The sequence below is a fragment of the Micromonospora sp. NPDC050695 genome, assembly GCF_040654415.1.
Classification (GTDB): domain Bacteria; phylum Actinomycetota; class Actinomycetes; order Mycobacteriales; family Micromonosporaceae; genus Micromonospora.
On the sequence record NZ_JBFAHZ010000052.1, the window covers coordinates 24065 to 38484 of the forward strand.

A 14420-nucleotide genomic window follows, 5' to 3' on the forward strand; every position below is an offset into this window, starting at 1 on the left:
TCGAGGCTCCCAGGCCGGCGTCGCCGACGCGAGGCGTTTTCCGCGCGCGCCGGCCCGGGAACGGTCGGACGGGTCAGGTGCCGCAGGTCGTGGCGGGCAGGCCGGGCACCGCCACCGGGGACCGGCCGCCCGGTCGGGCCTTGCCGGCCAGCACGGCGGCCAACGCGGTCATCGACGCCCGGCTGGAGGAGTACGTCGCCAGCAGGGTCGGCGAGGTGGCCTTGGCCAGCACGTACGGGGTGTCCATGGCGACCGTGACGGCGGCGTCGGCGCGCAGATCGGAGGTGCCGTCGCCGTAGCCCACCAGGTGCACGGCCGTGCCCCCGCTGGCCTTGACCGATACACCGGCCTCGGTCAGGGCGGCGGTGAGCGCCGCCCGGGTGCCGTCCCGACCGTCGGACGAGGTGACGGTCACCGGCCCACGGATCGCGCCGCCGCAGGCGCCCCGCAGCACGGTGACCGCACCGGCGGCCAGCGCCTCCGCCGCCGACCGGTGCGCCGGGATGTTGAGCGTGGACATCGGCGCGGTGGGCAGCTCCGCGAGCCGGAACTTCATGGTGAGCACCCGGGTGACGGCCTCGACGAGCCGGGTCCGGGGCAGCGACCCACCGCGCAGCGCGGCGAGCAGCCCGTCGTACGCCTGGCCGACGTTCGGGGTCATCAGGATCAGGTCGTTGCCGGCGTTCAACGCGCGGACGGCGGCCTCGCCGGGGGCCCAGCGCTTGGCCGGCGGCATGTTCATCCCGTCGGTGATCACGACGCCCTGGAAGCCGAGTTGGCCGCGCAGCACGTCGGTGAGCAGCTTGTGCGAGAAGGTCGCCGGGATGCCCGGGTCGATGGCCCGCGCGTCCAGGTGGCCGGACATGACGGCCATCGCCCCGGCGTCGATACCGGCGGTGAACGGCGGCCACGCGCCGCTCTGCAGGGCCGCCGCGGACTGGGTGAGCACCGGCAGGTCCTGGTGCGAGTCGTCGGCGCTGTGGCCGTGCCCGGGGAAGTGCTTCAGGGTGGCCGCCACGCCACCCGCCTGCAGGCCCCGGACGGCGCCGCCGACCTGCGCGGCGGCCTGCTTGGGGTCCGCGCCGTACGACCGGGAGCCGATCACGGTGCTGCGGGTGGCCAGCACGTCGGCCACCGGGGCGAAGTCCACGTTGATCCCCATGGCGGCCAGCTCGGCGCCGGCGGCCCGCCAGGCGGCCTCGGTGAGCTTCGGGTCGCCGGCCGCCCCGGCCGCGAGGGCGCTGGGCAGCACGGTGACGCCGTCGGTGATGCGGGTGACGACGCCGTACTCCTGGTCGGTGCCGACCAGGAAGGGTGCCGGGCCGGTGGCGAGCCGGCCGGCGGCGGCGCGCAGCCCCGCGGTGAGGTCGTGCACCTGCTTCGGGTTGTCGACGTTGGTGGTCTCCTGGTTGCCCTTGGTCGGGTCGTCGGCGCTGAAGCCGACCAGGATCAGCCCACCGAGCCGGTACCGGGCGATCATCTCGGCGGGGGTGTCGACACCGGCGAGGGCCTGGTTGCCGGCCGCCGAGCCGGGTGAGACCTTCGTCGCGGAGTCGCCGTACGCGTACGGCATCAGCACCTGGCCGACCAGATCCTCGTCGGAGAGCGTGGCGGCCAGGGCGGCGGCACGGGCGGCGGGATCACCGGGCGGCGTCGACGCGGCGGGTGCGCTCGGACCGGCGGAGGTGCCGGTCGGGCCGGGCGTCGGCTCGGGGCGGTCCGGGGAACCCGTACAGCCGGAGGCGAGCAGGGCGGTCAGGGCGGCGACGGCGACGCTGGCGCGACGCGGGCGAATCGGCACGCCGCCTATCCCACCAGTTCCCCCTTATCGGGGCAACTTGACCTTACCGGTCGGCCGGGACAGGTGGCCGGCCGGACGGCATGCGGGCAGGTGACCGGCGCCCGGGTCAACCGACCCTGGTGAGCAAGGTCACCGGGGCGCCGTCACCGGCGTAGCGATAGGGCTCCAGGTCGGCGTCCCAGGCAGTGCCGAGCGCCTTGTCCAGGGCGTGCGCCAGCGCCTCCGGGGCACGGGAGCCAGCCATCAGCGCCCGCAGCCGGTCCTCGCCGAGCTGGATGTCACCGGCCGCGCCGACGGTGGCCCGGAACAGGCCACGGGCCGGCACGTACATGAAGCGTTCGCCGTCCACGCCGGGACTCGGCTCCTCGGTCACCTCGAAACGGATCATGGGCCACTGCCGTAGGGCAGCAGCCAGCTCGGCACCCGTTCCCGGACGGCCGGTCCACCCGCATTCGGCCCGGCGGGCGCCGGGATCGACGGGCTGAGTCGTCCACTGCAGGTTGACCGGCGCGGCTAGGACGCGCGCGATCGCCCACTCGACGTGCGAGCACACGGCGAGCGGGGTCGAGTGGACGTATACGACGCCACGCGTTGGCACGGTGACCTCCCGGAGAGCGAGGTGCGTCTTCCCCTACGACCTCGTCCACCGAGTGGTTGCTGCAACACATGATGACTTGTGTGACGGATGGTGCGCCAGGGAATCGGAAAAAACGCCGGGTGGAATAGCCGGACGGGTGGTCTCCGTTGCCTCTCAGGACACCGCGACGACCAGCCTGATGTCGTGGTCGTGTACAGTTCCACCGGCGGCTTATGCCGCGTTACACCTTCGCGGGCCGAGTCTGTGTGGCCCGCACACAGCCCCCGGACGTCCAGTCCTCCCGTACGTCTTGCAAGGAGTACCTCCGTGGCGAGCAACACCTCTAAGACCGCGCGCGCGTCCGTCCGGGCCGGCCAGGCTGGCCAGGGTGGCGCCCTCAGCGTGCTGGGCGAGTTCAAGTACCTCATCCCGCTCAACGGCGGCAAGCACGCCTACGTGCGGAACCTGACCAACGGCAAGACCGCGCACCTGCGCACCGACTCCGACGCCTTCGTCGAGGAGATCCGGGTGCTGGCCGCCGCCGGCCACGCCGCCAAGATCCGGGCGGAGATCAACACCCTGGCCACCACCCACCCGAACGACGGCTGGGAGGCCACCGAGAAGCGTCTGGTCGCGGCCGGCGTCTTCGAGGGCTGAGCCCTCCCCCACCGCAACGCCTGAAACCGCCCGCCGGGATGTCCCGGCGGGCGGTTTCGCGTCCGCACCCGTAGCGACAGGGTTCGGCGCGCGCCCTGACTCGACCGCGGCCGGGCCACGTGGCGCCGGGCCGCACCGGGGCCGGGCCGGGCCGCGCCGTTCAGGTCGGGTCGAGCAGGGCGACTTCGCCGGTGGCCAGGTCGTAGAGGCCGCCCACCACGGCCACCCGCTGCGCGGCGACCGGCCCGGCGAGGAGGTCGTCGACCCGCAGCGCGTCCACCGTGCGCCGGACGTGCCGGCGGATCGCCAGCGGGAGCACCGCCGGGTCGTCCAGCCCCACCTCCAGGACCGCCGGCGCGATCTCGTCGACCAGGTGGGCGAGGGAGCCTCCGGGACGTTCCCCGCCACGCAGCGCGTCCACCGCGGCGCCGACCGCGCCGCACCGCTCGTGGCCGAGCACCATCACCAGCGGTACGCCGAGTTGGCCCACGACGTACTCGATGGAGCCGCAGACGGCGCGGTCGAGCACGTGCCCACCGGTACGGATCACGCAGATCGCACCGAAGGTCTGGTCGAAGATCGCCTCCAGCGGCACCCGTGAGTCGATGCAGCCGAGCACCACGGCGTACGGCTGCTGGTCGCCGGAGGCGGTCGCCGCGGCGGCCGTGACGTCGTGTCCGTGGATCGGTTGTCCGCTGACGAACCGTCGGTTGCCGGCGAGCAGTTCGGCCAGCGCGGCGCGGGGCGTGCCGCCGGCCTGCCGCCCCTGTCCCGCCGACTCCATGCCGTTCAGCTTGGCCCGCCGTTCGCGGGTCACGGGCGGGGTCGGGAATGTTCGCCACGGCGCGATTGACGTGGTCTGCTGGCGGGTAGCCGGTGTTACCGCCGGGTATCCCGGTGCTGGTGGTGCCGGGCGGCCCTGGGGGAGGTGGCGATGCCGGAGCGGTTCGAGGTCGGTCTGCCCGACGGTGTGCGGCTGCACGTGGAGGCGGCAGGGCCGGCAGATGCCCAGGTCACGGCCATTTTGCTGCACGGCTGGACGCTCGACGGCCGCAGTTGGCACCGGCAGGTCGACCCACTCAGCGCGCCCGCCGGCGGGGTGCGGGTGGTCACCTACGACGCGCGGGGCCACGGGCGGTCCAGCTGCATGGCACTGCCGACAGCCACCCTGGCCCAACTCGGCGACGACCTGGCCACGGTGATCGACACGGTGGCGCCGTCCGGGCGGATCGTCCTGGTGGGGCACTCGATGGGCGGTATGACGATCATGGAGTACGCGCACCGCCACCCCGCGCACTTCGCCGCCCGCACGGCCGGGCTGGTCTTCGTCTCGACGACCGCCGAGGGGCACACGCACACGGTGTACGGGCTCTCGCCGCGGATCGCCCGACTGATCCGACTGGCCGAGACGACCGGCGCGGGAGTGCTGGCCCGCTGCGGGTCCTGGCGGGCACCCCGGGCGCTGCTGCGCGCCCTGCGACCCAGCATCCGGTGGATGCTCTTCGGCAACCACTGCGAACCGGCCGACATCCGGTTGGTGACCTCGGCGGTGGCCCGCGCCTCGCTGCGCTCCATCGGCGGTTTCCGCGCGTCCATCGGCGCCCAGCACCGGCTGGACACTCTCGCCGCGCTGGCTCACCTGCCGGCGGCCGCCCTGGTCGGCGACCGGGACCGGCTGACCCCGCCGCCGTGCGCCGAGTCGATCGCCGCGGCCCTACCGGCCACCGAGCTGACCGTCTGCCCGGGTGCCGGTCACATGCTGATGATGGAACGCCCGGACGAGGTGAACGCCGCGTTGACCGGCGTCCTGCACCGCGTACTCGCCGAGGCGCCGCCGCGACTGGGCGGCGCGACCACCGCCGGCGCGGGTGCCTGAGCCACGTTCGCGCACCTCGGGCGCGGCGGGCCGGGCCGGGGGCCGTACCCTTCTGCGGTTGGCCCGCGCGGTTCGCGCCGCTTGCCGGCGACCCCGAAGGAGCGTGCGTTGACCGACCAGACCGTCCTGGAGCAGGAGATCGCCGTCGAGCAACGGCACCTCGACCGGGTGTACGCCCGGCTGGCCGAGCTGCGCCGGTCGGCGGTACTGGCCGAGCGGGACGGCTACCGGATGGCGCGGGTGGGCACGTTCGGCGCGCTCGTCGAGCGCGACGCGATGGTCTTCCACGCCGCGCAGCGGCGGCATACCCTCGACGCCGAGCACGAGGGGCTGGTCTTCGGCCGGCTGGACCTGCGGGAGGGTCAGACGCTGCACGTCGGGCGGCTCGGCATCCGCGACGAGAACGCCACCACGCTGGTCGTCGACTGGCGCGCGCCGGCCGCCGCCGCCTTCTACCAGGCCACCCCGAACCAGCCGCTGGGCGTGGTGCGTCGCCGCACCATCCAGTCCCGCGCCGAGCAGGTCACCCGCATCGAGGACGACCTGCTCGACCCGAGCGCCGCCCCCGAGGGGATGACGGTGGTCGGCGACGGCGCGCTGCTGGCCACCCTGTCCCGGGCCACCGGCCGGGGCATGCGCGACATCGTGGCGACGATCCAGCGGGAGCAGGACGAGGCGATCCGCTCGCCCAGCTCCGGGGTGACGATCGTCGCCGGCGGCCCGGGCACCGGCAAGACCGCGGTCGCCCTGCACCGGGCGGCCTTCCTGCTGTACTCCGACCGCAGCCGGTACGCCGGCGGCGGCATCCTGGTGGTCGGCCCGTCCTCGGTCTTCGTCGAGTACATCGCCTCGGTGCTGCCGTCGCTCGGTGAGGACACCGCGACCCTGCACTCGCTGGGGACGCTCTTCCCCGGCATGACCGCCACCCGTACCGACCCGCCGGAGGTGGCGGCGGTGAAGGGCTCGTTGCGGATGCGCCGGGTGTTGGAGCGGGCGGTGCGCGACGCGGTGCCGGGCGGTCCGGGCGAGTTGCGACTGTTGTACCGGGGTTCGCTACTGCGACTGGACCGGGCCGAGCTGGACGGGATCCGGGATCGCGTGCTGCACCGGGGCGCGCGGCGCAACGAGGTACGCCGGGCCGGCTTCGACGGGGTGTTCGCCGCGCTCTGGGCGCAGGCCCGCCGGCTGAACATCGGCCGGCTGCCGGAGCAGCGGGCCTTCGAGGACGAGGTCGCCGAGCGGCCGGAGTTCCGCGAGTTCCTCAAGGCGTGGTGGCCACGGCTGCACCCCCGGCACGTGCTCGGTTGGCTGGCCCGGCCGGAGCGCCTGCGCCGTTACGCGGGCGGGATCCTCTCCGGCGCGGAGATCCGGCTGCTGGGCGCGGCGTACCGGGATCTGGACTCCACGGGTCTGACCATCGCCGACGTGGCGCTGCTGGACGAGCTGGACGCCCTGCTCGGCCGGCCGGCGCAGCCGGCGCGGGCCCGGCGCGACCCGTTCCAGCTCGCGGGCGGGGTCCGCGAGCTGAGCACCGCCGCGGACCGGCAGCGGGCCGCCCGGGCGGCGGCCCGGGAGCGGCCGGAGGACTACCGGGAGTACGCGCACGTGGTGGTCGACGAGGCGCAGGACGTCTCGCCGATGCAGTGGCGCATGATCGGCCGGCGCGGCCGGTTGGCCTCCTGGACGGTGGTGGGCGATCCGGCGCAGACGGCGTGGACCGGTGACCCGGAGGAGCTGACCCGTGCGCGCGACCAGGCGCTGGGCCGGCGCAAGCGGGCCGATTTCACGCTCACCACCAACTACCGCAACTCCTCGGAGATCTTCGCGGTGGCGGCGGCGGAGATCCGCCGGCTCTACCCGGACCTGCCGTTGCCGACCGCCGTCCGCTCCACCGGGGTCGACCCGGTCGAGCTGGTGGTGCCGGCGACCGGGTTGGAGACCGCCGTCGTGGAGGCCGCCACCGCCCTGCTGGCGGAGGTGGACGGCACGGTCGGGGTGATCACGCCGGTCCCCCGCCGCGACGAGGTCGCCGGCTGGCTGGGCACGCTCGGCGCGCCGCGCCTGCAGGTGGTGACCAGCCTGGAGGCCAAGGGCATGGAGTACGACGGGGTGGTGCTGGTGGCTCCGAGCGAGATCCGGGCGGATCCGGGCGCCGGCGTACGGACGCTCTACGTCGCGCTCTCCCGGGCCACGCAGCGGCTCACCACCATCGACCCGACCGGCTGATCCGCCCTGGCGGGCACCGTCGGCCGCCCGTCGACCGTACACTTGCATACATAGCGATGTGCGCATACATTTGACCGGGTCCCGACTGGCGACGGAGGGTGGATTTCGTGGGCGCAGGTCATGACCACCACCACGCGTCGGTCACCAACGCGGCGCAGCAGCACCGGGGCCGGCTCTGGGCGGCGTTCGGGCTGCTCGCCACCCTGATGGTGGTCGAGGCCGTGGCGGCCCTGCACACCGGCTCGCTGGCTCTGCTCTCCGACGCCGGGCACATGTTCACCGACGTGCTCGGCATCGGCATGGCGCTCGCCGCGATCACCGCCACCCGGCGGACGACCGGCGACCCGCAGCGCACCTTCGGGCTCTACCGCCTCGAGGTGCTCGCCGCGCTGGCCAACGCCGCCCTGCTCTCCGGCGTGGCGGTCTACGTGGTGATCGAGGCGATCGGCCGGTTCGGCGATCCGCACGAGGTGCTGACCGGCCCGATGCTCACGGTCGCCGTACTCGGCCTGCTCGCCAACGTGGCCGCCTTCGCCCTGCTCCGCGCGGGCGCCCGGGAGAGCATCAACCTCCAGGGGGCCTACCTGGAGGTGCTCGGCGATCTCCTCGGCTCGCTCGGCGTGATCGGCGCGGCACTGCTCATCACGGTCACCGACTGGTGGTGGGCCGACCCACTGGTCGCGGTCGCCATCGGCGTGTTCATCCTGCCGCGCACCTGGCGACTCGGCCGGGCCGCCGTCCGCATCCTGGTGCAGGCCGCCCCGGAGCACCTCCAGGTCACCGCCGTACACGACCGACTCGCCGCGGTTCCCGGCGTGGTCGAGGTGCACGACCTGCACGTCTGGACGCTCACCTCGGGCATGGAGGTGGCCTCCGCGCACCTGACCATGGCACCCGGCGCCGAGGTCGGCACGGTGCTCAGCGCCGCGCGCACGGCCCTGCACGAGGACTTCCGGATCGAGCACGCCACGCTGCAGATCGAACCCGGTGCCGCACCCGGTGCCTGCGGTTCGGTCGAGTGGTGACGGCATTTCAGGAGATTCACTCGGATTGGTCCGAGTTTTTCGTGACGACGTACGCACCGTCCGTCACATCGGCTGCAGCGGCCCCACCAGCACCGGTAGGCTCGGTCCCGGCCTCCACCAGGCGGCGCCCACCCGGCGCCGGTGGCGGCCGCCGCCTAATCGCCCGAGCGGGCGAACCGGGGAACCATGTTCCTGGGGTGCATCCGCGTCAGCGGTAGGGATCTTCCGTCCCGAACCCGTCAGCTAACCCGGTCGGCGGCTGACGGAAGGACATGCGTAGTGGCACCAGCACGACCACCCGCCGCCCGCCTGGCGGCCCTGATCGTCGCGATGTTGGCCCTCGGCATCGCACTCCCGCCCGGCACCGCCTCGGCCGCTCCCCCGACCGGCCAACGGGCCGCCGCGGCGCCCGACGGTGACGAGGAGGGCGGCACCCCCGCCCTCCGGGCCCAACTGGAAGCCGCCAGCAAGGGCTACCTGGACGCCAAGCGCGCCCTGGACACCTCGCTGCAGCGCCAGCAACAGCTCACCACCCAGCTGAAGACCACCGAGGCCGAACTGAACGTCCGCAGCGGCAAGGTCGGCGAGATCGCCGGCCTGGCCTACCGCACCGGCCGCCTCGGCGCGATGTCGGCGCTGCTCAACAGCAACACCCCGGAAGGCTTCATGGACCGGGCCGCCGCCCTGGACGCGGTCGCCGCCAACGAGGACCGGGTGCTGCGCGACCTGCTCACCACCAGGGACGAGGCCACCCGTACCCGGGTCGCCCTGGACGGCGAGATCCGCGAGCAGCGCAAGCAGGTCGCGGTGATGGCCAAGCGCAAGGAACAGGCCGAACGGGCTCTCACCGTGGCCACCACGCCCAAACCGCAGACCACCGCCGACACCGGCTCCAACCGGGGCACCTCCAGCGCCAACGCCACGGCCGCGCCGCGCAACTCCGACGGCTCCTGGCCATCGGAATCGTGCAGCATCAACGACCCCACCCCGGCCAGCGGCTGCATCACCCCCCGCACCCTGCACGCCCTCAACCAGGCCAAGGCAGCCGGCTTCACCCATTACGTCTCCTGTCACCGCTCCGGCGGCTCCGGCGAACACCCCAAGGGTCGGGCCTGCGACTTCGCCGCGGCCAAGGGCGGCTTCGGCGGTGACGCCACCGGCGCCGACAAGACGTACGGCAACAACCTGGCCGCGTACTTCATCCGCAACGCCGACCGGCTCGCCGTGCTCTACGTGATCTGGTACCGGCAGATCTGGCTGCCGAGCAGCGGATGGAAGTCGTACAGCGGGGCGGGTGGCGACCCGGCCAGCGACCACACCAACCACGTGCACCTGTCGGTGTACTGACCCCACCCGTGGCCGGCGCCCGCCTCACCCGGGGGGGGGTGCCGGCCACGGGTACGTCAGCGGGCGTACACCGGACGTCGCCGGCCGTCGGACGACCCGGCCGGGCCCGGCGGGCAGCATCCGGGGCATGCCTCGAATTCCACCCACCGCCCGCAAGGCGCTGCTCACCCTGCACCTGGTCACCTCCCTCGGCTGGCTCGGCACCGACCTGGTGCTGCTCACCCTCGGCGTGGCGGTGCAGCGCGGCGCCGACCCGGCCACCGTCTACCCGGTCACCGCGCTGCTCGGCACCGTGCTGTTCGCGCCGCTGAGCGTGCTGGTCTGGCTGATCGGTGTCGCCAGCGCCCTCCTCACCCCATGGGGTCTGCTGCGCTACCGCTGGGTACTGGTCAAACTCGTGCTCACCACGGTGATGGTCGGACTGGTCCTGTTCCTGCTCACCCCGAACCTGCGCCACGCCGGTGACCTGGGCGCCGCACTACCCACCCGGGACCGTGCCGACCTGGTGATCGCACCCGCCGTCTCGACCAGCCTGATGATCATCGCGACGGTGCTCTCCACGTACAAGCCGTGGGGCCGCCGCCCCGCCCGCCCCGCCGCCCCTGCCGCGCCCGCCCGCCCCACGGCCACCGCCCGCGCCGCCCGCGGCCGTCGCGCACCTGCCGGTCCCGCCGGTCCTGCCGGTCCTGCCGGTCCTGCCGCCCATGATCGCGCTACAACCAGGATGTAGTGGGCTCGGCGCCGCGGGATGCCACTACATCCAGGATCGAGCACGATCTTGCGAGACAGGGGACCGCCGGTCCGCCCCGCGCGGAGGCGCGGAGGCGCGGAGGCGCGGAGGCGCGGAGGCGCGGAGGCGCGGAGGCGCGGAGGCGCGGAGGCGCGGAGGCGCGGAGGCGCGGAGGCGCGAGGGCGCGGGTCAGGTGGCGGGCGGGGGGTTGCCGGCGCGGTCCAGGGCCGCGCCGAGGCGGCTGGCCAGGGCGAGGTGGGCTGCGCGGGCCTGGCGGAACGCGTACCGGAACAGCGGGGCCGGTGCGCTCAGGGTGATCTCCACGTCGACCCGGAGCAGTCCGTCCGGTTCGGCGCGCAGTCGGGTGTGGTTGCGCACGGTGGTGGCCGGCCGCTGCCGGGCCACCATGACGATCTCGTCCTCCTCGTTGATCAGCACGTCGGCCTGGTAGGTGGTCCGGAAGCGCAGCGGGCCGGCCTGCAACCGGTCGCTGATCGCGTAGCTGGCCAGGGCGCCGGGGCGTGGTGGCAGCCGTTGGACGCTGACGATCAGCGGATGCAGCTCACCCTGCCGGGTCAGGTCGCTGAGCAGGGCGGCCGCCTCGGCGGGGGCGCACCGGGCCTGAACGGTGTAGCTGAAGGTATCGCGCCTGAGCACACCGTCTCCTGCCGTCGCTGGTCGCACGATCGTCCCGTACACCGAACGGGCTGGCAACGCCCGGACGGACACCGGCCGATGCGTCGCGGTCCATCACTTGCCCCATTAGGGTCGGTTAGTGACGAATCACCGGGCGTGACGGAGAGGGTGGATTCATGAACGGTGCCGACCAGTGAGCGGGCACGTGATGGTCTTCGCGCCCACTCCGCAACTGACCGTGACCGTGGACCAGCCGAACGACCACACCGAACTGCACCTGCACCCCGGTGGGCAGGGCGTCTGGCAGGCCCGGATGGTGATGTCGCTGGGTGTCGACGTGGTGCTCTGCGCCGCGCTCGGCGGCGAGATCGGCCAGGTGTTGGAGCCGCTGCTGGTCAGCGAGGGGGTGGACCTCAAGGTGGTGGTCCGCGATTCCGGCAGCGGCGGATACGTCCACGACCGCCGGGGCGGATCGCGGCAGGAGGTCGCCGACGTGCCCGGGCAGCCGTTGAGCCGCCACGAGCTGGACGAGCTGTACAACCTGGCCCTGGGCGAGGGTCTGCGGGCGTCGGTGAGCATTCTGAGTGGACCCAACGAGCCGTGGCTCGTCCCGGCCGACCTGTACCGGCGCTTCGCCGCCGACCTCGGAGCCAACGGTGGCCAGGTCGTGGTCGACCTCTCCGGCGATCACCTCGGCGCGGTGCTGGACAGCGGGGTCTTCTTCCTCAAGGTGAGCCACGAGGAGCTGATCCGCGACGGCCGTGCCCGCAACGACGACCTCCCGGAGCTGACCCGGGCGATGTACGACCTGCACTCCGCCGGCGCCGAGACCGTGGTGGTCAGCCGCGCCGACCGGCCGGCGCTGGCGCTCATCGACGGGGAGCTGTTCGACGTGGAGATGCCTCGACTGGAGGCAGCCGACCCGCGCGGCGCGGGCGACTCGATGACCGCCGGGGTGGCCGCCGTCGTGGCGGGCGGTGGCGACATCCGGACCGCCATCCGCACCGGCGCCGCCGCCGGCGGGCTGAACGTGACCCGGCACGGCCTCGGCACCGGACGGCTGGACTCGATCACCGGCCTGGTGGACCGGGTCCGACTGGTGCCGGCCGACAGCCGACCACAGGAGCGCACCACCCCGGACGAGCTGGCCGACCGGGTGGTCGAGCGATGACACTGCGGGTCCTCGTCACCAACGACGACGGGATTGCCGCGCCGGGCATCCACGCACTGGCCCGGGCGGCGACCCAGCGAGGGCTGGACGTGGTGATCGCCGCGCCGTTGGAGGAGGCCAGCGGCACCAGCGCCGCGATGAGCGCGGTGGAGCGCGACGGGCGGGTCGTCGTGCACGACCATCCGCTGCCGGACCTCGACGGCGTGCCGGCGTACGGGGTTGGCGGCTCACCCGGGTTCATCACGCTGATCGCGCTGCACGGAGCGTTCGGCCCGCCGCCGTCGGTGGTGCTCTCCGGCATCAACCGGGGCGCCAACGCCGGTCGTGCCGTGCTGCACTCGGGCACGGTGGGTGCCGCGTTCACCGCCGCCACGAACGGCTGCCGGGCGATGGCCGTCTCACTGGACGTCCTCACCGCGGGCGAGGCCACGGCCGCCAGCGGGGGCGCCGCCGTGGACGCCGCCGCCTCGGTACGCGACAGCGAGCGGCACTGGAGCACCGCCGCGCGGGTCGCCCTCGACCTGCTCCCCCGGCTGACCTCCGCGCCGCTGGAAAGCATGCTCAACGTGAATGCCCCGGACCTGCCGCACGAACGCCTGCGTGGGGTACGGCGCGGCACGTTGGCCAGCTTCGGCCAGGTACAGATGACGGTGGCGGAGTCCGGGCACGGCTTCGTCCGTACCTCACTGGAGGAGCCGGGTCAGGCCGCGCAGCCCGGCACGGACGTGGCGTTGCTGGCAGCGGGGTACGCCTCGGTGACGGCCATCCGGGCCGTGACCGAGGCGACCGATGTCGACCTGACCGGCCTGGACGAGCTGGGTTGAGTGGGGGGTCAGGCGCCGGGGAGCACCTCAGGGGTGGCGGCGCCGGCGAAGTAGGGCTCCGGTGCGCCGAACAGGCCGAGCAGGCCCGTCACCCAGAGCTGCCGGTGCACGAACCGGCTCGGCTCGGTGACCACCAGCTTGACGCCACTGACCTCGGCGGTCTGGAAGCCGGCGACCATGGCGCTGATGCCGACGGAGTCGATGAAGGTGACCAGCCTCATGTTCAGCTCGATACGCAGCGGGCGGCCCTTGGCCAACACCTCTGCGATCGCCTCGCGCACCTCGTACGCGGTGTCGACGTCGATCTCACCTCGCGGGGCGATCTCTACCACACCACCGGACAAAACCGACTTCACGATCGACAGGCTCACGCGAGCACCTCCACCCGCCCGTCCCCCGGGCGCCTCATCAGTACGCGGGCCGCGACCGAGAGTATTCCTCCGACGGCCTCGGTCGCCACCCCTCGGGATGAGCAATTCGCGGATCCGGGCACATCTGGTCTCCCAGATCCAAAATTTTCGTTATTCGATCACTCGGCGGCCGGTCGGAGCCGGTGCCGCCGAACCAGGGTAGCGGTCCCGTTCCGTACCGCCCGACAACCCGCCGCCAGCGCCCTCCGCCCCGTGTCACCGGCGTGTCGCGCTCGTTGCGTCCACGTGGCACGGTCGCGGGGTTGTCGACGCCACCTAGCATCGACCCGGGACACCCACCGTGACGGAGAGGATCTTCAATGATCAAGAGACTGGCCGGCTTGGCCGGCGTCGGCGTACTGCTCGCCCTCGTACTGGCCTGCGGTTTCGGTGGCGGCGACGACGATGACGACGATGACGACGACTTCGCCCGCGGCGCGGCCGTGGTGACGGTGCGCTGAACCGTGCCCCGCGGCCCGGGCCGGGTTTGCGCCCGGTCCGGGTGGGGCACTGCGGGGTAGGCGAAACCGTGACGCGCTGAACAGACGCCGAAGTCCGAAGTGGCCGGCGGATTTCGGCACCCGAGGAGGTAACCACGATGTTCGGAACCAACCTGCTGGACCGCCGCAGCAAGCCGGAGCGGATCGCGGACCAGGCGTGGGAGCACCTGGTCTCCGCCGTCAGCTCCGCGGGGGACAGCGTCCGCGACACCGCCCGCTCGGCCCGTCGCAGCAGCGGCGACCTCGCCGACGGGGCCGGCGACCTGGTCGGATCGGCGGCCGAAGAGGCGCGGCGTCGGGCTTCGCTGGCCTTCGACGCGCTCGCCGGGCGTCAGCCGGCACTGCCCTGGACACTGCTGATCGGCGCCGCGCTCGTCGGCGCGGCGGTCGGCTGGGCCGTCGGCTCCGCCGCCCGGGCCGCCGGCAGCCGGGACGACCGCGCCGTCGAGGACGTGGAGTTCGTCGACGTCGACCGCCCCAGCTCCCCCGCAGTCTGAACACCCGAACCACCCGCACCCGAGGGGCCCCCCGCGACCCGGGGGGCGGGGGCCCCCCCCCGCGCCCCCCCCCCCCCCCCCCCCCGCGCCCCCCCCCCCCCCCCCCCCCCCCCCCCCCCCCCCCCCCCCCCCCCCCCCCCCCC

15 protein-coding genes and 1 riboswitch are annotated in these 14420 nt (G+C 73.7%); of the genes, 10 read left to right on the forward strand and 5 right to left on the reverse strand.

Annotated features, from left to right (window positions below):
• Positions 1-73: 73 nt before the first annotated feature.
• Both AB0H52_RS26635 and AB0H52_RS26640 read right to left on the reverse strand, forming a co-directional pair.
• The gene (locus AB0H52_RS26635) at positions 74-1810 is read right to left on the reverse strand and encodes a glycoside hydrolase family 3 protein (RefSeq protein WP_357950817.1); all 1737 of its coding nucleotides are present in this window, start codon (positions 1808-1810) and stop codon (positions 74-76) included.
• A gap of 97 nt (positions 1811-1907) precedes the next feature.
• Positions 1908-2399 carry a DUF3145 domain-containing protein gene (locus AB0H52_RS26640; protein WP_151491069.1) on the reverse strand — a complete coding sequence of 164 codons (492 nt, stop codon included), beginning with the start codon at positions 2397-2399 and terminating at the stop codon, positions 1908-1910.
• A gap of 306 nt (positions 2400-2705) precedes the next feature.
• Here AB0H52_RS26640 and AB0H52_RS26645 point away from each other — a divergent pair, with 306 nt between their 5' ends.
• Complete coding sequence (locus tag AB0H52_RS26645; protein ID WP_151491068.1) at positions 2706-3035, forward strand: hypothetical protein; 330 nt, start codon at positions 2706-2708, stop codon at positions 3033-3035.
• A gap of 160 nt (positions 3036-3195) precedes the next feature.
• On the opposite strand, the gene AB0H52_RS26650 is transcribed toward AB0H52_RS26645, so the two are convergent.
• The gene (locus AB0H52_RS26650) at positions 3196-3819 is read right to left on the reverse strand and encodes a carbonic anhydrase (RefSeq protein ID WP_151491084.1); all 624 of its coding nucleotides are present in this window, start codon (positions 3817-3819) and stop codon (positions 3196-3198) included.
• A gap of 150 nt (positions 3820-3969) precedes the next feature.
• Between AB0H52_RS26650 and AB0H52_RS26655 the strand changes: the two genes are divergently transcribed.
• The 5 genes from AB0H52_RS26655 (at position 3970) to AB0H52_RS26675 (ending at position 10239) form a co-directional block, all read left to right on the forward strand.
• Entirely contained in the window at positions 3970-4911 is a 942-nt protein-coding gene (locus AB0H52_RS26655; protein WP_151491067.1) for an alpha/beta hydrolase, read from the forward strand.
• A 108-nt stretch (positions 4912-5019) separates the two neighbouring features.
• Positions 5020-7137: an AAA family ATPase gene (locus AB0H52_RS26660; RefSeq protein WP_151491066.1), complete on the forward strand. Its 2118-nt coding sequence runs from the start codon at positions 5020-5022 to the stop codon at positions 7135-7137.
• A 107-nt stretch (positions 7138-7244) separates the two neighbouring features.
• Positions 7245-8162: a cation diffusion facilitator family transporter gene (locus AB0H52_RS26665; RefSeq protein ID WP_151491065.1), complete on the forward strand. Its 918-nt coding sequence runs from the start codon at positions 7245-7247 to the stop codon at positions 8160-8162.
• 142 nt (positions 8163-8304) lie between these two features.
• Positions 8305-8436, forward strand: a riboswitch (cyclic di-AMP (ydaO/yuaA leader).
• Between the two features lie 56 nt (positions 8437-8492).
• Positions 8493-9509, forward strand: a complete 1017-nt coding sequence (locus tag AB0H52_RS26670) for a hypothetical protein (protein ID WP_357950820.1) — start codon at positions 8493-8495, stop codon at positions 9507-9509.
• Positions 9510-9636: 127 nt separating this feature from the next.
• The gene (locus AB0H52_RS26675; protein ID WP_357950803.1) at positions 9637-10239 is read left to right on the forward strand and encodes a hypothetical protein; all 603 of its coding nucleotides are present in this window, start codon (positions 9637-9639) and stop codon (positions 10237-10239) included.
• 189 nt (positions 10240-10428) lie between these two features.
• Here the strand turns inward: AB0H52_RS26675 and AB0H52_RS26680 are convergent, their stop codons facing one another.
• On the reverse strand, positions 10429-10896 hold the full coding sequence (locus AB0H52_RS26680) for an SRPBCC family protein (protein ID WP_357950806.1): 468 nt from the start codon (positions 10894-10896) through the stop codon (positions 10429-10431).
• A gap of 172 nt (positions 10897-11068) precedes the next feature.
• On the opposite strand from AB0H52_RS26680, the gene AB0H52_RS26685 reads away from it, so the two are divergent.
• Together AB0H52_RS26685 and AB0H52_RS26690 are read left to right on the forward strand one after the other, a co-directional pair.
• Positions 11069-12046: a PfkB family carbohydrate kinase gene (locus tag AB0H52_RS26685; RefSeq protein WP_357950809.1), complete on the forward strand. Its 978-nt coding sequence runs from the start codon at positions 11069-11071 to the stop codon at positions 12044-12046.
• A complete protein-coding gene (locus tag AB0H52_RS26690; RefSeq protein ID WP_151493212.1) occupies positions 12043-12870 on the forward strand; it encodes a 5'/3'-nucleotidase SurE in 828 nt (275 codons plus the stop codon). Before AB0H52_RS26685 ends, AB0H52_RS26690 begins: the two co-directional genes overlap by 4 nt.
• 8 nt (positions 12871-12878) lie before the next feature.
• Here AB0H52_RS26690 and AB0H52_RS26695 read toward each other — a convergent pair whose 3' ends face one another.
• Positions 12879-13241: an STAS domain-containing protein gene (locus tag AB0H52_RS26695; RefSeq protein ID WP_130403378.1), complete on the reverse strand. Its 363-nt coding sequence runs from the start codon at positions 13239-13241 to the stop codon at positions 12879-12881.
• A 359-nt stretch (positions 13242-13600) separates the two neighbouring features.
• Between AB0H52_RS26695 and AB0H52_RS26700 the strand changes: the two genes are divergently transcribed.
• Entirely contained in the window at positions 13601-13741 is a 141-nt protein-coding gene (locus tag AB0H52_RS26700) for a hypothetical protein (RefSeq protein WP_192580526.1), read from the forward strand.
• Between the two features lie 137 nt (positions 13742-13878).
• Entirely contained in the window at positions 13879-14277 is a 399-nt protein-coding gene (locus AB0H52_RS26705) for a hypothetical protein (protein WP_151493213.1), read from the forward strand.
• The last annotated feature ends 143 nt before the right edge of the window (positions 14278-14420 follow it).

Coding starts and splice junctions, on each gene's coding strand:
- AB0H52_RS26650 (WP_151491084.1), bottom strand. CDS start 3,819: ATGGAGTCGGCGGGACAGGGGCGGCAGGCCGGCGGCACGCCCCGCGCC.
- AB0H52_RS26655 (WP_151491067.1), top strand. CDS start 3,970: ATGCCGGAGCGGTTCGAGGTCGGTCTGCCCGACGGTGTGCGGCTGCAC.
- AB0H52_RS26670 (WP_357950820.1), top strand. CDS start 8,493: ATGTTGGCCCTCGGCATCGCACTCCCGCCCGGCACCGCCTCGGCCGCT.
- AB0H52_RS26675 (WP_357950803.1), top strand. CDS start 9,637: ATGCCTCGAATTCCACCCACCGCCCGCAAGGCGCTGCTCACCCTGCAC.
- AB0H52_RS26690 (WP_151493212.1), top strand. CDS start 12,043: ATGACACTGCGGGTCCTCGTCACCAACGACGACGGGATTGCCGCGCCG.
- AB0H52_RS26700 (WP_192580526.1), top strand. CDS start 13,601: ATGATCAAGAGACTGGCCGGCTTGGCCGGCGTCGGCGTACTGCTCGCC.
- AB0H52_RS26705 (WP_151493213.1), top strand. CDS start 13,879: ATGTTCGGAACCAACCTGCTGGACCGCCGCAGCAAGCCGGAGCGGATC.